Here is a 17,956-nt window from a genome sequence, read left to right as displayed (position 1 = left end):
TAAAAAGAAAAGGAGACCCGATATTATCGCGTCTCCTTTCTTTTTGGCAAATTTTATATCCGCTACAACACCCTGTACACCGGATACCGCATGTATTCCGGTTCTGCGTATGGTGAGTTTTTGTAGATGAAATTCAGTTGTGCGCTGGCGCTGTTGGCCAAAGCGGTGTCGATCGCCTTTTTCTTGTCCAGTAACGTTTGTAGTTCCGGATGGGTCTTCAGGTATTCAGCGGCGGTATCTTCAAAGACGTAAGGGGAATAACCTTCTTTCTGGCCGAGGATAGCGTCAAAGAAATTCCAGGCGAAGAAAGAGTCGCCGCCGGTGGGCTCCAGTGTTTCCATGAGGAAGCGGTTAGCCGTTTGGTCCATGGGAATATAGTAGTCACCGCTGCGGAAGTGAATAGAGTCTTTGGTGCTGGTGGCTTTTATGTCTGTATGGAGATAGTGTTTCTCAAATGGTTTTGGGTATGTTTTGAAATCGCTGATATGGTACACCTCCACGTAGATGGTGGTGTCTTTGGGCAGCCGGTGCATTTGTACGTGGTTGTTTTTCAGCTGATCGATAACGGCCCACCAGCCCTGGGGAATGATATATGCCCGTGGTTTGTCCACATAGTTTTCCGCGTTGGCGTAGTTATAGAATTTTATCTGCTTTTCATAAGGTTTGCTGCGATCGTAGTAGAGGCGTGGCAGGCCGGAGATAGCGCTGGGCTTGTGACCGGAAGCAAAACCTTTAAAGGTGATGAGACTGTATTTGTTCATATCAAACTTCCACGACAGGGGAAAGCTCTTTTGTGTAACAACGCTTTGTTTGGTCTGGTCGCGCAGTTGTTTGATGGTGGCGCTGTTCTCGCTGGTGAACTGTATAAAGGATTCCATCAGGGCGTAGGTAGCTTTTACGCGCTGTGGATAAGGTTTGAGCATATGTGTTTCCGGCACAAATCCGAAAGTATGGAAGAGGGTGGTATAACCGGAGGAGTAGCGGGGGAGGTCGGAGAATTCGACCCAGCCGCTGTCCGGTGTTTCGTCGAAGTGGTTCACGTAGGGAACGAGGTCGTACCCTTTTGTTTTCATCAGTTTATACAGGCCTGGTTCAAAGGCGTTGTGCATAAATTCACCCATAGGACCGCCCAGTTTATTGTACTGGGTTGAGAGGAGGGTGATGATATGTTGATAATCGGCACCGTTGCTAACGTGGTTATCAATGAACACGTCAGGGTCGGTGAGGTGGTATATTTCCTGGAATGTCCGGGCGTTTTTGGAGTCAGTTTTAATGAAATCGCGGTTTAAGTCGAGATTTTGGGCATTTCCGCGGGAGCCGAAGGCGTCGGGACCGTTTTGATCGACCCGGTAATTGGGCGAACGGTTGAGCGCGCCACCGATATTATACACCGGGATGACTGCGAGGACGATGTTGTCCGGCAGTTTGGTTTTACCCTGAGCGATATCGCGGAGGAGCATCATGGAGGCGTCTATGCCGTCGGGTTCGCCGGGATGTATACCGTTGTTGATCAGCAATACCCGTTTATTCTTACGGTGGAGACTGTTAAAGTCAAAATCTTTCGTAGGGGAGCAGATGACCAGGTGCAGGGGGAATCCGGCGTCTGTGGCGCCGACGGTGATCATTTTCAGCAGTTGCGGATAGCGGGTGGTCAGTTGCCGGTAATATTGGATCACTTCGGGATAGGTGGCTGTTTCGCGACCGTCTGTTTTTTCATAGCGGGTAATAAACTGCTGGGCCTGGGTAGTGGTGCATGCCAGCATAAGCACTATGATAGTGAATAGCTTTCTCATAAGAAGAAAATATATATGAAGGCGATAGGAAAAACAAAAAGCCCTTCCTTTGGTAAGGAAGAGCTGTAAATATTTGTTACTGAAAAGGACTAAGCCAGGGTAGCTATTTTCTTAGCGAGCTTGCTTTTCAGATTTGCAGCTTTGTTTTTGTGGATAACGTTACGTTTAGCCAGCTTGTCAATCATAGATGCCACATCAGATAATTCTTTCTCAGCTTGCGCTTTGTCAGTTATCGCCTTCAGGTCACGGATGGCATTACGAGTAGTTTTACCGTAGTAACGGTTACGCTCATTACGCTTTCTGCTTTGACGTACGTCTTTTTTCGTTGCTTTATGATTTGCCATTTTTCAAATTTCAAGTTTCGGACGGCAAAGGTAAGGATATTCCAAATACCAAACAAACAAAAAACAAGTTTTCCGTCCGGCGATCAAAGTTAGGCATTAAACCATATTTACAATCAACCTAAATCATATGATATTTTCTCATTTTTTCCATCCTCTGTATTAAAAAACGTGCGATATTTGCAATCCCATATATTAATATATCGGGCACCAACAGAAAAGTATTTGAACTGAAGATCAGCAAAACTCGTTGTAAATGAAGGACTTCTCATTTGTCACTAACTCACATCCTGCTTACATTGAATCGTTATACCAGGATTTCCTCAAAGATCCCAATTCTGTAGACCCTGATTGGGTGAAATTTTTTGAAGGATTTGATTTTGCGGTTTCCAACGCAAATGGTAAAGCGTCAGGTGCGGCTCCGGCAGCAGGCGGCGGCTCCGTGCCGGTGAGTGGTGATCAACAGGCCAAGGAACTGGGCGTATACCGCCTTATCCAGGCATACCGCAAAAAGGGCCATCTCATTGCTAAAACCAACCCTATCCGCGAAAGAAAAGACAGAAGGGCCAATCTCGATCTGGCCAGCTATGGACTGGGAGATGCTGATCTCAAAACCCGGTTCTATGCAGGTATCGTGGTTGGACTGAAAGACGCCACACTGGAAGAGATTGTGGCGCATATGAAAAAGATTTACGCAGGCTCTGTTGGTATTCAGTATACCTATATCAATGACCGCGACAAATCCAAATGGCTGGAAAAAGAGTTTGAGGCCATTATGACACAACCGCTGTCTCTGGAGCAACGCCGCCGGGTGTTGCAGAAACTGAACCAGGGCGTTATTTTTGAAAAATTCCTGCATACCAAATATATTGGTCAGAAACGTTTTGGCCTGGAAGGTGGTGAATCCACTATTCCGGCACTGGACGCGATGATCAACGTGGCTGCTGAATACGGCGTAAAAGAATCCGTGATCGGTATGGCACACCGTGGCCGTTTGAACGTACTGGCCAATATCCTGGGTAAGACCTACGAGCAGATCTTCAACGAGTTTGAAGGCCTGGCCGTTCCGGACATGACCATGGGCAGTGGCGACGTGAAATATCACCTCGGCTTCCGTTCACAGGTAAGTACGCCTTCCGGTAACACGGTGAACCTGCAGCTGATGCCTAACCCGTCTCACCTGGAAGTGGTAGACCCGATCGTGATCGGTTTCTCCCGCAGCAAGGCTGACGTGATCTACGACAGTGACTATGACAAGATATTGCCTATCCTGATCCATGGCGACGCCGCCGTGGCTGGTCAGGGCATTGTATACGAAGTGGAGCAGATGAGCAAACTGAAGGGTTACTCTACCGGTGGTACCATTCACTTTGTGATCAACAACCAGATCGGTTTCACCACCGATTTTGATGACGCCCGCTCTTCCGATTACTGTACCAGCGTTGCTTCTATCGTGCAGGCGCCGGTATTCCACGTAAATGGTGATGACACCGAAGCCGTGGTGAAAGTAGCCCAGCTGGCTGCCCGCTACCGTCAGGAGTTTAACGAGGACATCTACATCGACATGGTTTGCTACCGCAAACATGGCCACAACGAAGGTGATGAGCCTAAATTCACCCAACCCAGCCTGTATGCGCTGATCGACAAACATCCGAATCCGCGTGAAGTATATACCCAGTACCTGCTCAACAACGGCGAACCCGATGCACAGGCGCTGGCCAAAGAAATGGAGACAGCCTTCTGGGGCGACCTGCAGGCCCGTCTGGATGAAGTAAAACAACATCCGCTGCCTTATTCCAACCAGAAGCCGGAAGAATGGTGGCAGGCGCTGCGCAAAGCGACCCCGCAGGACTTCGAAAGCTCACCGGTGACCGCTATTAAAGAAGAGGACTTCAAACGTCTGTTTGACGCCCTGATGAAATGGCCGGAGAACTTCGTGCCACTGCGTAAAGTGAGCAAACTGTTACAGGACAAAATCAAACTGTACCAGGAAGAAGGCAAAGTTGACTGGGCCACCGGTGAACTGTTGGCCTATGCCAGCCTGCTGATTGAAGGCAAGGACGTACGTATGAGCGGAGAAGACGTGAAACGCGGTACTTTCTCCCACCGTCATGCTGTACTGTTTGATGAAAATACCAACGAAACGTATAACCGTTTAAGTAATCTGGCCGAAAAACAAGGCAAGTTCAGAATATACAACTCCCTGTTGAGCGAATACGGTGTGCTGGGCTTTGAATATGGTTATGCCATGGCCAACCCCAACGCCCTGGTACTCTGGGAAGCGCAGTACGGCGACTTCGTAAACGGCGCGCAGACTGTTATTGACCAGTATATCAGCAGTGCTGAACAGAAATGGACAACGCAGAATGGCCTGGTAATGTTGCTGCCTCATGGTTATGAAGGTGGTGGCCCGGACCACTCCAACGCCCGTCCGGAGCGTTTCCTGCAGACCTGTGCGGAAGAGAACATGGTGATCACTAATATCACTACTGCGGCCAACTTCTTCCATGCGCTGCGTCGTCAGTTGACCTGGCAGTTCCGCAAACCATTGATCAACTTCTCACCGAAAGCCAACCTGCGACATACCGGTGCTTATTCCACTATGGAAGAGTTCACCCAGGGCGGGTTTAAAGAAGTACTGGACGATCCGTTCGTTACAGATGCTTCCGTGGTGAAAAAAGTGTTGCTCTGTACCGGTAAAATGTATTTTGACCTGAGCGACAAACAGATGAAGGAAGACCGTAAAGATGTGGCCATTGTAAGGCTGGAACAGTTGTACCCGCTGCCTGTAAAACAGCTGGAAGCGATTGCGCAGAAATACAAAGGCGCTACTTTCTTCTGGGTACAGGAAGAGCCGCTGAACATGGGCGCTGCAGCTTACCTGCAGATGAACCTGAAGCAGATCAACTATGGTGTTATCAGCCGTAATCCAAGTGCGTCTACCGCTACCGGTTATGCGAAAGTGCATGCCCGTGAGCAGCAGCAGATCATCGATACAGCTTTTAACATCTAACTAAAACAGCAAACTATAAACAGAAACGAGTGTTCAGCTGTTAGCCTTTAGCGACGGAGATCGCCGGCAGCTAAACACTGGTTCACCATCAACTGATAAAATATGGTTATCGAAATCAAAGTCCCTACGGTAGGAGAATCTATTAGCGAGGTAACAATTGCAAAGTGGTTGAAAAAAGACGGAGATTATGTGCAGCAGGACGAAGTGTTGTGTGAAATGGAATCAGAGAAGGCCACCTTTGAACTGAATGCAGAGAAAGCAGGTATCCTGAAAATCGCAGCACAGGAAGGAGCCACGCTGAAGATTGGTGATGTGGCTTGCACTATTGATACCGCTGCGGCAGCGCCTGCCCAGGACGCCGCTCCGGCACCGGCAGCACCGGTTGCAGCCGCCGCTCCGGCAGCAGCAGCTGAAGCGCCTGCAGCACCGGCGGTGAACAAAGGGGTCATTGAAATGAAAGTGCCTACAGTAGGTGAGTCAATCAGCGAAGTAACGCTGGTGAAGTGGACCAAAAAAGAAGGTGACTATGTAGAGAGAGATGAAGTGCTGTGTGAACTGGAGTCAGAGAAAGCCACTTTTGAGCTGAACGCCGAAGAAGCTGGTGTGCTGAGCCTGGTAGCCAAAGAAGGAGATACCTTAAAAATAGGCGATGTAGCCTGTAAAATAGATACCAGCGCAGCGCGTCCTGCCGGTAAAGCCGCACCGGCTGCTGCGCCGGCCGCTCAGCCAGCGAAAGCTGCCGCCCCACAGGCCCAGCAGGCCCCGGTGACCAGCATTCCGAATGATATCCGCACTACGCCGGTAGCGGCCGCAGTGATTGCTGATAAACATGTAGACCCGGCTACCATCAAAGGTTCCGGCGCTCACGGCAAAATCATGAAAGATGATGTGTATGCCGCCCTGCAGAACCCGGGCGTAGCCATCGGTCAGGAAATGTTCTCCCGCAACGAACGTCGCGAGAAAATGAGCAACCTGCGTAAAACCGTTTCCCGCCGCCTGGTAGAAGCCAAAAACACCACCGCTATGCTGACTACCTTTAACGAGGTAGACATGACCAACATCATGGCGCTGCGTGCCAAATACAAAGACATCTTCAAAAAACAGCACGAGGTGAACCTGGGCTTTATGAGCTTCTTCACCAAAGCCTGCTGCTTTGCATTACAGGAGTTCCCTTCCGTAAATGCCTATATCGATGGCGAAGAGCTGGTATACCACGATTACTGTGATGTTTCCATCGCAGTGTCTGCGCCTAAAGGCCTGGTTGTACCAGTGATCCGCAACGCTGAAAGCCTGGACATGGCCGGTATCGAAAAAGCCGTGCTGGAACTGGCTACCAAAGCGCGTGAGAACAAACTGACCATCCCTGAAATGACCGGTGGTACTTTCACCATCACCAACGGCGGCGTATTCGGTTCCCTGATGAGCACACCGATCATCAACATCCCGCAATCCGCTATCCTGGGCATGCACAAAATCCAGGACCGCCCGATGGCGGTTAACGGTCAGGTAGTGATCCGTCCGATGATGTACATCGCGCTGAGCTATGACCACCGTATCATCGACGGCCGTGAGTCAGTGAGCTTCCTCGTAAGAGTGAAGGAAATGCTGGAAAATCCTGAACAGCTGCTGTTCGGTAAAGATCCACTGAAAGCGCTGCTGAAACTCTAATAACAGCTTTTTAAATATAGCGGGGCGAAGAGCAATCTTCGCCCCGTTTTTTTAGGATACCTTTGTATATGACCCGTTGGGAGAATTATGTAGCCTCTGCTACCAAAATTATTGGCGCCTATCAGGGCAGCCTGCCATTGCATCATTTCCTGAAAGCTTTTTTCAAGGAACACCCTTACATGGGTAGCCGCGACCGGCGCTGGATTTCGCAACTGGTATATCACTATTACCGCCTCGGTGACTGGGGCCGGGAACTGAGCACAGCAGAACGTTTGATCGCAGGCGCTTTCCTGTGCGAAACTGCCTCTACGGACCTGCTGAAAGCACTCAGGCCCGAATGGGATGAAAAGGTAACTTTGCCACTGGCAGATAAAGCCGCATTGCTGGACCTACCGGTAACGGCTACACGTATTTTTCCTTTCCTGGACGAATTGTCCCCAGCTATTGATGCAGAAGCTTTCGGGCTGTCGTTCCTGCAGCAGCCGCGGCTGTTTATCCGTGTGCGGAACGGCCGTATGGACAAGGTATTGAAGCTGCTGCAGGAAGCTGCCGTGTCCTATGAAGTTTTTGAAAACAACGCCACCGTGGCCCTGCCCAACGGCACTAAAGTAGAAACGCTGCTGACCGAAAAAAGCTGGTACGAAGTACAGGACGCTTCCAGTCAGCAGACGGGCACTTTATTCCATCCGGCGCCTAACCAGCGTTGGTGGGACTGTTGCGCCGCCAGCGGCGGTAAATCCATCCTGCTGAAAGACCAGCAGCCCAATGTACAGTTGTTGGTCAGCGATGTGCGGCGTTCCATTCTCGAAAATCTGCAGCAACGTTTTACCGCCGCCGGTATCAAAAACTATGAAGCGCGCGTGGCTGATCTCACCGCCGATCGTTTCCCTGAAACAATGGGGCAGCAGCGGTTTGACGGTATCATCCTCGATGCGCCGTGCAGCGGTTCCGGCACCTGGGGACGTACACCGGAAAGCGTCAGCTTCTTCAAGCGGGAAGAGATCACCAAATATCAGCAGTTACAAAAACGTATAGCCCATAACGTTATACCGTTCCTGAAAAAGGGCGGTTCATTGATTTATATTACCTGTTCCGTATTCCGGCAGGAGAATGAAGAAGTGGTGCAATATATTGAAGAGACCAGCGAACTGCGGCAGCAGGAGGGTGGCGTAATTGCCGGATATGGCAAGGGTGCAGACACGATGTTTGCGGTAAGGTTTTCGTAAATGATTTGACAAAAAATTTATTGTTAAAAGATTTGACAATAAATTTTTTGTCAACCTACTCTCTCACTAACGCCCACATATTAATATCAAACAATCTCCCTTCCCATTCCATCCATTTTTTGAGCGTGCCTTCCTGGTGGAAGCCGTTTTTTATCAATACTCTTTCGGAGGAAACATTGGCGGGCATTACTTCCGCTTCGATGCGGCTGAGCTCCAGTTCACGGAAGCCGTAGCGTACCAGTTCCAGGATGGCTTCGGTCATGTATCCCTGGCCCCAGTAGGCATGTGCGAGGGCGTAGACGATCACGCCGCGGTGCAGTTGTGGAAAGCTGTTGAAGCCGATGGTGCCGATGAGTTTTGACTGTCCCTGAAGAGTGATGCCCCATCTGATGCCCAGCTGGTCTTTGTAGCGGTGATAGAAATAGGAGATAACCCTTTCCGCGTCCAGTTCTGTTTTCAGGGGCATGACGTGGTAATATTGCGTGACCAGGGGATCACTAAAGAGTTCCAGCAGATCGGCGGCGTGCCAGGGCTGCAGCTCTACGAGGTCCAGGCGGGAGGTGTACAGTTGTGGAAATACGTTGGGTAACGGATGCATACAATTAGGTGGTTGTCTTTCTAAAATACAAAAAAAGGGCGGGATGGTTCCCGCCCTTGTATGTTTATTGTGTATAAGATTATTGGTGCAATGAAATTGGTCCGCGCTGGATGATGCCGCCACCGATCACGTCGTCGCCTTCATAGAAGACGGCTGATTGTCCGGGTGCGATACCTTTTACGTGTTCAAAGAAGTTGACTTTCACTTTGCCGTCTTCATTGTGCAGGACGCTCAGGGCGCCTGGATCCTTGTAGCGGATTTTAGTGATGGCTTCCATGCCTTCAGGGATAGTTTCATACTTGCCCATGTTGAGGCCGCTCACGAACATTTCATTTTTCTGCAGTTCGTCTTCGTTGCCGAGTACGATGGTATTTGTTTCCGGGATGATTTCCGTTACGAATACCGGGCGTCCGAGGGCGATATCGAGGCCCTTCCGTTGTCCGATGGTATAGAAGGGATAACCTTTGTGTTTACCCACGATAGTGCCATCAGCCAGCACGAAGTTGCCGCCGTTGACTCTTTCTTCCAGTCCTTCTACTTTCCGTTTGAGGAACCCGCGGTAGTCGTTGTCGGGCACGAAGCAGATCTCATAGCTTTCTGCTTTTTTGGCCAGTTCGGGATAACCGAAGTCGAAGGCCATCTGCCTGATTTCCGTTTTCCGGTACTTCCCGAGGGGAAGGATGGTGCGGGCGAGAACATCCTGCTGGATGCCCCACAATACGTAGCTCTGATCTTTTGTTTCGTCGATTCCTTTGCTGATGACCATGCGGCCGTTGTCGTGACGCCGGATCTGACCGTAGTGTCCGGTGGCAATAAAATCACAGTCCATGGCGTCGGCCCGTTTCATGAGGGCGCGCCATTTGATATGTGTATTGCACAGTACGCACGGATTAGGGGTGCGACCGGCAATATATTCGTCTACGAAGTTATTGATGACAAAGTCCCCGAATTCATCGCGGATATCCAGCACGAAGTGCGGAAATCCGTGATGCACCGCGGCAGCGCGGGCATCATTGAACGAGTCGAGGTTACAGCAGCCGGTTTCCTTCTTACTGGAACCGGCAGAAGCATAATCCCAGGTTTTCATGGTGATCCCCACCACTTCATAGCCCTGCTCATGCAACATCAGCGCTGTAACGGTACTGTCGATACCGCCGCTCATGGCCACCAGCACTTTACCATGCTTGCTCATTTTTTATAGTTTAAGGATGCAAAATTACTGATTTTCCGGGCAACCGCCTATTGATAGAATTAATGCACCCATTGAGGCTGCTTATGGGCTTGATAGCATTTTACCCAGTTTTGGCTAATATTTGTCCACACACTATAATTTGTAATAGCAAGATTATATATTTATTGGATTAAGTATCTATTTAGCCTAATTTAGACGAGATGCTACATATATTAAACAAAGAGTATATATTAAATCAGACAGATTCCGGCGTTGATGAAAAAATCTTTCATTTTCCGGAAAAGATATTACAGTTTGGTACCGGCGTATTACTACGTGGGTTGGTAGATTACCTGGTGGACCAGGGCAACCGCAGCGGCTGCTACGAAGGCCGTGTAGTGGTCGTGAAATCCACGGATGGCGATACCAGCGAATTCTCCAGCCAGGACAACCTTTACACTACGCATATCAAAGGTATTGCGCAGGGAGAACTGGTTGACCAGGTGCTGATCAATTCTTCTATTAGCCGGGTTTTGCAATCGAATGCAGATTGGGGTGAAGTGCTGGCGGCAGTACGGCAGCCGGGCTTACAAACCATCATCTCCAACACCACGGAAGTGGGCATACAATATGTCCCGGAGAAAATCGGGGACAGCGCCCCGGCATCTTTTCCGGGCAAACTGCTGGCAGTGCTGAAAGCGCGGTACGAATACTTCCGTGGCAGCAGCAATACCGGCTTTGTCATAGTACCTACTGAACTGGTCGTGGACAACGGACGTTTATTAAAAGAAATCGTATTAAAGCTGGCGGCTTATAATGATATGCCGGCTGCTTTTGTGCAATGGATTGAAACAGAGAACCAGTTCTGTAACTCGCTGGTGGACAGGATTGTGCCAGGCAAGCCCCGCAACCTGGCAGAACAGGAGGAGAAAGCAGGCTATACCGATAAACTGTGGATTGAAGTGGAACCTTTCCTGCTATGGGCAATTGAAGGAGACGCCCACGTACAGTCAGTACTGGGTTTCCATCAGGCAGACGAACGGATGCTGATAACCCCCAGCATCGTGCCTTTCCGGGAACAGAAGCTGCGCCTGCTCAATGGCAGTCACACGGCGGCGGTGCCACTGGCATACCTTTCAGGCCTCAACACCGTATATGAATGCATGCAGGACGACTATATGCGTCATTTCTTCCAGGAAGTAGTGTTGCGGGAGATACTGCCTACCATCGAACAAACCTGTCCGCAGGCGGCCAGCTTTGCGCAGGACGTGCTGGACCGTTTCGCGAACCCGTTCATTGCACATAAGCTCATCAGCATCACCTTCCAGGAAAGCTCGAAGATGAATGCGCGCAACGTACGCACCCTGACCCGGTATTTTGATCAGTTTAAGACACTGCCAGAATTCATGTGCCTCGGTTTTGCCGCGATGCTGTTGTTCCTGAAGCCTGTCCGTGTGGAAGACGGTAAATACTTTGGTAAACGGGGCGACGAAGAGTACCAGATCACCGATGACAACATCACCATTTTTGCCGCACATTGGGAAGCATATTCTTCTCCATTGCAACTGGCAGAAAGCGTATGTGCCGATGAAAGGCTCTGGGGATCTGATCTGGCTACTATTCCGCAATTTGCCGAAACAGTAGCGGGTTACCTCGAAGCGCTGATGGCCAATGGTGTGAAACACTTTATGCAACTCCAGCAACAAAAAAATTAATCATTAGTATATGAAGGGATTTCTGACGGAAGATTTTTTATTGCAAACAGAAACGGCTAAACGATTATATTTTGATTATGCGCAAGCGATGCCAGTGATTGATTACCACAATCATCTGCCTCCGGACGAAATTGCGCAGAACAAGGTCTTCAAAAACATGACCGACATATGGCTGCGCGGCGATCACTACAAGTGGCGCGCCATGCGGGCCAACGGTGTGTCGGAGACGTACATCACCGGCAGTGCTGACGACTTTACCAAATTCCGTCACTGGGCAGCTACCACGCCCTACACCATGCGTAATCCGCTGTACCACTGGTCGCATATGGAGCTGAAAAACCCTTTCGGCATCACCGATCTGTTGAGCGAAGCCACTGCCGAAAAGGTATGGGAAGCCGGGAATGCCAGGCTGCCACAGCTTTCCACGCAGCAGTTGCTGCAACATTTTAAAGTGGAAGTAGTATGCACCACCGATGACCCCACGGATTCACTGGAACATCATAAAGCTGTGGCCAACAGGCCTTTCGGCACCCGTGTGCTGCCTACCTTCCGGCCCGATAAAGCGATGGCAGTAGACAGTCCGGCAACATTCAATGCCTTTGTGGATAAACTGGCGGAGGTCACCAATCATGAGATCCGTTCCTATCAGGACCTGGTAGCGGCGCTGCAACAGCGTCATACCTATTTTCATGAAGCTGGCGGCCGGTTAAGTGACCATGGCATTACCACGTTCAGCTTTGCGCCGTATACACAGAAAGAGCTGGACACTATTTTCCTCAATGCCCGCGGCCATCAGGCTGCCACTCCCTATGAGAGTGAGCAGTTTAAATCCGCCATGCTGCTGCAAATCTGTGAATGGAACCACGAGCGGGGCTGGGCGCAGCAATTCCATGCAGGGGCTATCCGTAACAACAATTCCCGGTTGCTGCAGCAGTTAGGCGCAGACGCCGGTGTGGACTCCATCGGTGACTGGAGCATGGCCTCCGCCATGAGCGCCTTCTTCGACGCACTGGATAAGAAAAACAAACTGGCAAAGACCGTTATCTATAATCTCAATCCCGCCTGGAATGAAGTGTTTGCCACCATGGCCGGCAACTTCCAGGATGGTACTGTTCCCGGCAAGATCCAGTTCGGGTCCGGCTGGTGGTTCCTCGACCAGAAAGACGGGATGGAGAAACAAATCAATACCCTGAGCAATATGGGACTGCTGAGCCGTTTTGTAGGTATGCTGACAGATTCCCGGAGTTTCCTATCTTTTCCCCGCCATGAATATTTTCGTCGTATTTTGTGCAATCTCATTGGTCGTGATGTGGAAAACGGTGAACTCCCCAACGACATTCCATGGTTAGGGAAAATGGTCCAGGATATTTGTTACTACAACGCAAAAGCATATTTTGATTTTTAGATGAAAGCTGTAAAAGTTATCACTTTCGGGGAACTGTTGCTGCGCCTGTCACCTGACCTGGGCAACAACAGTTCCGCTATTTTTGTCGGTGGCGCAGAAGCTAATGTGGCCGCCGCATTGGGACGCTGGGGCACGCCGGTGGCTTATATCAGCAAGGTGCCGGAAAACGGTTTTTCCCGGGAAGTGCTGCGTCAGCTGAACCACAGGGGCATTGCTACCGACCGGATGTTATGGGGAGGCGACCGTATCGGTATTTATTACCTCGCACAGGGCAGTGACCTGAAACATGCAGAGGTGGTATATGACCGTAAATATTCTTCTTTCAGCCAGATAGTGCCCGGAACAGTTAACTGGGACGAGCTGCTGGGTGATGCCGAATGGTTTCACTGGAGCGCTATCAGTCCCGCGTTGAACCCGGACGCGGCGGTTATCTGTAAAGAGGTGCTGGAAGCCGCCACCCGTAAGGGAATGACTATATCCACCGATCTTAACTACCGCAGCAAATTATGGCAATACGGAAAGCAGCCGCATGAAGTGATGCCTGAGCTGGTAGCTTATTGTGACGTAGTGATGGGGAATATCTGGGCCGCTCATACCATGCTGGACACCACACTGGACACCGCAGCGCTGGAAGCAGATACCAAAGCGGCATACCTGGCGCAGGCACAGCAGGTAGCAGAAGAGATAACGGGAAAGTATACACGTTGTAAAAGAGTGGCTTTTACTTTCCGGTTTAGCAAGGACGCCACGCATGCGCAGTATTACACTTTCTATTACCATAACGGGCAGATTAGTATTTCAAGGGAATATGAAACGCGGGAAGTAGTGGACCGTGTGGGCAGCGGGGATTGTTTTATGGCGGGACTTATCCATGCACAGCTGGAAGGAAGGGATGATCAGGGTATTATTTCCTATGCCGCCGCCGCCGCTTATTCCAAGTTTTTTGTAAAAGGAGATTTTAACACGACCTCTTACGAGGACATAATAAAACTGATGTAATTATGGCACCACGCCCGGAAACCATTATTGCTGCATTTGAGCAGAGCGGTATTATTCCAGTATTTTATCATGACGATGCCGATGTGTGTTGTGAAGTACTGCAGGCTTGTTATGACGGAGGCCTCCGCGTATTTGAATTTACCAGCAGGGGAGCGCAGGCGCAGCAGAATTTCTCCCGGTTGCTGGAGCTGAAGCGGGCTAAGATGCCTGATTTGTACCTGGGTATCGGCACCATCAAAGATGCCGCCGCTGCCGCCGCCTATACGCAGCTGGGCGCTGATTTCATAGTATGCCCCGTCACCGATCCGGAAACCGGCGCTTACTGCCGTTCACAGCAGGTACTGTGGATACCGGGGTGTATGACGCCTACCGAAATTTCCGTGGCGGAAAAAAATGAGGCGAAGCTGGTGAAACTGTTTCCCGGCAACGTGTTGGGCCCGGCTTATGTGAAAGCGATCAAGCCGCTGTTCCCGAATCTGAAATTTATGCCTACCGGCGGTGTGGAGCCTACCCGTGTGAGTATGGACGCCTGGTTTGATGCCGGTGTTGTTTGTGTAGGTATGGGCAGCAATTTGCTTGCTAAATCCCTGATTGACAGCCGTGATTGGGCATCGCTGAAAGAGAAAATAGTGCAAACGTTTGCATTTCTCAGTGACAAGGCGTAAATTAAAGCCAACTTATAAATTTCCAAATCAGCCGTAATGAATTCCACAACTTTAGGTAACTATCGCTGGCGTGTGTGCGCACTTCTCTTTGTAGCTACCACGATTAACTATATTGACAGGCAGGTGCTGGGTTTACTGAAAAGTGACCTTTCCAGTGAATTCAACTGGACTGAACAGGATTATAGTAACCTGGTCATGATTTTCTCTGCGGCCTATTCCGTTGGTTTATTGTTTTTTGGCCGATTGGTAGATAAAATGGGGTCCAAAAACGGATACAGTATTTCTATCATCGTGTGGAGCCTTTCTGCTATGGCGCATTCGCTGGTACGCTCCACCATGGGTTTTGGTATAGTACGTTCTATCCTGGGCGTGAGTGAAGCGGGCAATTTCCCGGCGGCGATCAAAGCTACTGCGGAATGGTTTCCCAAAAAGGAAAGGGCCCTTGCTACCGGTATCTTTAACAGCGGATCTAACATTGCCGCAGTGGTAGGGCCGGTGATGGTATACTGGCTGGCCCGCAACCATGGCTGGCGTCATGCTTTCTTCTGGACCGGCGCCATTGGTTTCATCTGGCTGGTATTATGGTGGATTTATTATGAAGTGCCTGCCCGTCAGAAAAGAGTAGGCAAAGCGGAATTTGATCATATTCATTCTGACCAGGAAGTGGAGGAAGCAGCACCGCAACCGGTGAAATGGGGAAGATTGTTGGGCATCAGGCAAACCTGGGCTTTTGTGTTTGGCAAACTGCTCACCGACCCGGTATGGTGGTTTTTCCTTTTCTGGCTGCCGGGATACCTGGAATCTATCTTTCACGTTAACCTGAAAGCCAATCTGGGGCTGCCTATTATCATCATCTATTCGGTGACCAGCTTCGGCAGCATCGGTGGCGGATGGTTATCATCTCACCTGATAAAAAGCGGATGGCCTATTTTTAAAGCCCGTAAGGTATCGATGCTCATATTCGCATTGTGTGTGGCACCGATCGTATTGATACAGTATATCAACAATGTATGGCTGGCGATAGCGCTTATCAGTCTTGCTACCGCAGCCCACCAGGCCTGGTCTGCCACCATCTTCACCACCGCTTCAGACATGTTCCCTAAACGTGCAGTAAGCTCTGTGGTAGGCATCGGCGGTATGGCCGGCTCTATCGGCGGTACGCTGTTCCCCATCGTAATAGGCGCTATGCTGGAGCATTATAAAGTGCTGGGCAATATCGGCATCGGCTACAACATCCTTTTTGTGATGTGTGGCGTGGCTTATTTGCTGGCATGGACAGTGATGCATTTCTTTGCCCCGAAAATGGAACAGGTGAAGCTATAAATGCCTGGAGTCCCAGGGCTGAAGCCCTGGGCTACGATTTGTTGATCTTTTGATGAGTAAAATTTAAGTGAGGTTAGGAATAAGGTATAAGTATAAGATAGGAAGCATACAGAGCGATCTTAACACAACTAAACTCCAATAAAAAAGGAAGGCCGTCTGAAAGATTCAGACGGCCTTTTTTATGATGACATTCTCAGAAATAAGTGCATTAGTAAAGTCAGCCTTTGCTGAGTGGTCTAAACGTAGCCCAGGGCTTTAGCCCTGGGAATTATAACGAAACGCCTCTTTTCCATGGAATGAAGTCATCCTGGTTCAGTTGTTCGGCTTTGGTATGTATTTCGCCGCTGGCCGCTTTGATGACGTAATCGAGGATCTGCTCGCCCATTTCGGCGATGCTGTGTTCTCCGCTGATGATAGTGCCGGTATTGATATCGATGATATCTTTCATGCGGGTGGCCAGTTTGGTGTTGGTGGCCAGCTTCACCACGGGAGCGATCGGGTTGCCGGTAGGCGTGCCGAGGCCGGTGGTAAACAGTACGATGTTGGCGCCGGAACCTACTTCCGCAGAGGTGGACTCTACGTCGTTGCCCGGTGTGCATAACAGGTTCAGGCCTGGTTTGGTAACATATTCCGTATAGTCGAGCACGTCAGTCACCGGAGAGGTGCCGCCTTTTTTAGCAGCGCCGGCAGATTTGATCGCGTCAGTGATAAGGCCGTCTTTGATATTGCCGGGGGACGGGTTCATATAAAAGCCGGAACCCACTGACTGGGCCTGGTTTTCATAAGCACGCATGATCCGGATGAACTTATCGGAAATTTCTTCTGTGACGCAACGGTTGATCAGTTCCTGTTCCACGCCGCAGAGTTCCGGGAACTCAGAGAGGATGGAAGTGCCGCCCAATGCCACCAGCAGATCGGAGGTATGACCTACTGCGGGGTTGGCAGAGATGCCGGAGAAACCGTCGGAGCCGCCGCATTCCAGGCCTATGACCAGTTTGGACAGCGGACAGGGCTGGCGCGACTGTTTGTTCGCTTCAATCAGTGCCAGGAAAGTATCCTTGATGGCGGCTGACAGCATGGCGAATTCAGAAGCGCTTTTTTGTTGTTCATACACCAGTACCGGTTTGTTGAACTGAGGGTTCAGTTTTTTCAGGGCTTCCTGGAGAATAGACACCTGTGCATGCTGACAGCCCAGGCTGAGGATGGTGGCTCCCGCCACGTTGGAGTGGTGGATATAGCCGGCCAGCAGGGCACACAATGCGTCCGAATCCTGACGGGTACCGCCGCAACCACCTTCATGGGTGAGAAACTTGATACCGTCGATATTGGGAAATATAACATTACGTTTATCCGTTGCCGTTATATTTTCTGCTTCGTATTGTTTTACCGCTTCTATGTTGCCGCTTTTATAGAGGGCAACGAGGTCCTGCACCTGTTCATTGTAAACCTCTGCCGGCGCAAATCCCAGCCCTTTTTCAAAAGCTGTTTTAATCACGCTCACATTCCTGTTTTCACAGAATACCAGTGGAATAACGAGCCAGTAGTTGCGGGTGCCCACCTGTCCGTCTTCGCGTTGGTAGCCCATGAACGTGGCATTTTTCCATTTGCTGATATCGGGCGCCTGCCACTGCATGGCGCCGTCTTTTTCGTGGAAAGCATTGGCATCGTGTACGACATTATCTGTAGTGATGCTTTCCCCTTTTTTCAGCGGACGGGTGGATTTTCCTACCAGTACACCGTACATGGTAATAGGCGCATTGCCGTCGATATCGTTGATCAGGAATTTATGTTTCGCAGAGATATTTTGCTGAAGCTGTATGTCTTGGCCGTTAAATGATATATTGGTACCGGCGGGGATATCTTGGAGGGCCACCAGCACATTATCATTCGGATGAATTTGTAAGTAAGTGTTCATAAAAGCTAAAGTAGTAAATAACGTTACCGGCTGTTAATACTATAATGTTAATCCTTGATAAGATTTTGACTATTTGCCTGACACGCTGTAACGTTTGATGGTAGCAAGTTACGAATGATTTATC

At 50.0% G+C, this 17,956-nt stretch carries 13 protein-coding genes; 8 read left to right on the top strand and 5 right to left on the bottom strand.

Features of this window, described 5'->3' with window-relative positions; all coding sequences use genetic code 11:
- Window positions 1–62: 62 nt before the first annotated feature.
- Complete coding sequence (locus HGH92_RS06515; RefSeq protein WP_168869926.1) at window positions 63–1,793, bottom strand: M14 family metallopeptidase; 1,731 nt, start codon at window positions 1,791–1,793, stop codon at window positions 63–65.
- Between the two features lie 89 nt (window positions 1,794–1,882).
- Entirely contained in the window at window positions 1,883–2,137 is a 255-nt protein-coding gene (gene rpsT / locus HGH92_RS06510; protein ID WP_168810442.1) for a 30S ribosomal protein S20, read from the bottom strand.
- A 253-nt stretch (window positions 2,138–2,390) separates the two neighbouring features.
- Here rpsT and HGH92_RS06505 point away from each other — a divergent pair, with 253 nt between their 5' ends.
- The 3 genes from HGH92_RS06505 to HGH92_RS06495 all read left to right on the top strand — a co-directional run bounded on the left by HGH92_RS06505 (window position 2,391) and on the right by HGH92_RS06495 (window position 8,041).
- Window positions 2,391–5,147 (top strand): 2-oxoglutarate dehydrogenase E1 component, encoded by a 2,757-nt coding sequence (locus HGH92_RS06505; RefSeq protein ID WP_168869925.1) that lies wholly within the window; start codon window positions 2,391–2,393, stop codon window positions 5,145–5,147.
- Between the two features lie 102 nt (window positions 5,148–5,249).
- Window positions 5,250–6,815 carry a 2-oxoglutarate dehydrogenase complex dihydrolipoyllysine-residue succinyltransferase gene (gene odhB, locus HGH92_RS06500; RefSeq protein WP_168869924.1) on the top strand — a complete coding sequence of 522 codons (1,566 nt, stop codon included), beginning with the start codon at window positions 5,250–5,252 and terminating at the stop codon, window positions 6,813–6,815.
- Window positions 6,816–6,883: 68 nt separating this feature from the next.
- The gene (locus HGH92_RS06495; RefSeq protein ID WP_168869923.1) at window positions 6,884–8,041 is read left to right on the top strand and encodes an RsmB/NOP family class I SAM-dependent RNA methyltransferase; all 1,158 of its coding nucleotides are present in this window, start codon (window positions 6,884–6,886) and stop codon (window positions 8,039–8,041) included.
- A gap of 55 nt (window positions 8,042–8,096) precedes the next feature.
- Here HGH92_RS06495 and HGH92_RS06490 read toward each other — a convergent pair whose 3' ends face one another.
- Window positions 8,097–8,639, bottom strand: a complete 543-nt coding sequence (locus HGH92_RS06490) for a GNAT family N-acetyltransferase (protein ID WP_168869922.1) — start codon at window positions 8,637–8,639, stop codon at window positions 8,097–8,099.
- Window positions 8,640–8,718: 79 nt separating this feature from the next.
- A complete protein-coding gene (gene mnmA, locus HGH92_RS06485) occupies window positions 8,719–9,831 on the bottom strand; it encodes a tRNA 2-thiouridine(34) synthase MnmA (protein WP_168869921.1) in 1,113 nt (370 codons plus the stop codon).
- Window positions 9,832–10,031: 200 nt separating this feature from the next.
- Here mnmA and HGH92_RS06480 point away from each other — a divergent pair, with 200 nt between their 5' ends.
- The 5 genes from HGH92_RS06480 to HGH92_RS06460 are packed head-to-tail and all read left to right on the top strand — an operon-like array spanning window position 10,032 to window position 15,917.
- Window positions 10,032–11,525 (top strand): tagaturonate reductase, encoded by a 1,494-nt coding sequence (locus HGH92_RS06480; protein ID WP_168869920.1) that lies wholly within the window; start codon window positions 10,032–10,034, stop codon window positions 11,523–11,525.
- A 10-nt stretch (window positions 11,526–11,535) separates the two neighbouring features.
- Window positions 11,536–12,930: a glucuronate isomerase gene (gene uxaC / locus HGH92_RS06475; protein WP_168869919.1), complete on the top strand. Its 1,395-nt coding sequence runs from the start codon at window positions 11,536–11,538 to the stop codon at window positions 12,928–12,930.
- Window positions 12,931–13,929 (top strand): sugar kinase, encoded by a 999-nt coding sequence (locus tag HGH92_RS06470; protein WP_168869918.1) that lies wholly within the window; start codon window positions 12,931–12,933, stop codon window positions 13,927–13,929.
- 2 nt (window positions 13,930–13,931) lie between these two features.
- Window positions 13,932–14,594 (top strand): bifunctional 4-hydroxy-2-oxoglutarate aldolase/2-dehydro-3-deoxy-phosphogluconate aldolase, encoded by a 663-nt coding sequence (locus HGH92_RS06465; RefSeq protein ID WP_168869917.1) that lies wholly within the window; start codon window positions 13,932–13,934, stop codon window positions 14,592–14,594.
- Window positions 14,595–14,630: 36 nt separating this feature from the next.
- Window positions 14,631–15,917, top strand: a complete 1,287-nt coding sequence (locus tag HGH92_RS06460; RefSeq protein ID WP_168869916.1) for an MFS transporter — start codon at window positions 14,631–14,633, stop codon at window positions 15,915–15,917.
- 268 nt (window positions 15,918–16,185) lie between these two features.
- On the opposite strand, the gene HGH92_RS06455 is transcribed toward HGH92_RS06460, so the two are convergent.
- The gene (locus HGH92_RS06455) at window positions 16,186–17,832 is read right to left on the bottom strand and encodes a UxaA family hydrolase (protein WP_168869915.1); all 1,647 of its coding nucleotides are present in this window, start codon (window positions 17,830–17,832) and stop codon (window positions 16,186–16,188) included.
- Window positions 17,833–17,956: the final 124 nt, after the last annotated feature.

It is taken from the genome of Chitinophaga varians, assembly GCF_012641275.1.
In the GTDB taxonomy this organism is placed as follows: Bacteria; Bacteroidota; Bacteroidia; order Chitinophagales; family Chitinophagaceae; genus Chitinophaga; species Chitinophaga varians_A.
This window is presented reverse-complemented; position numbering and strand designations above follow the sequence as displayed.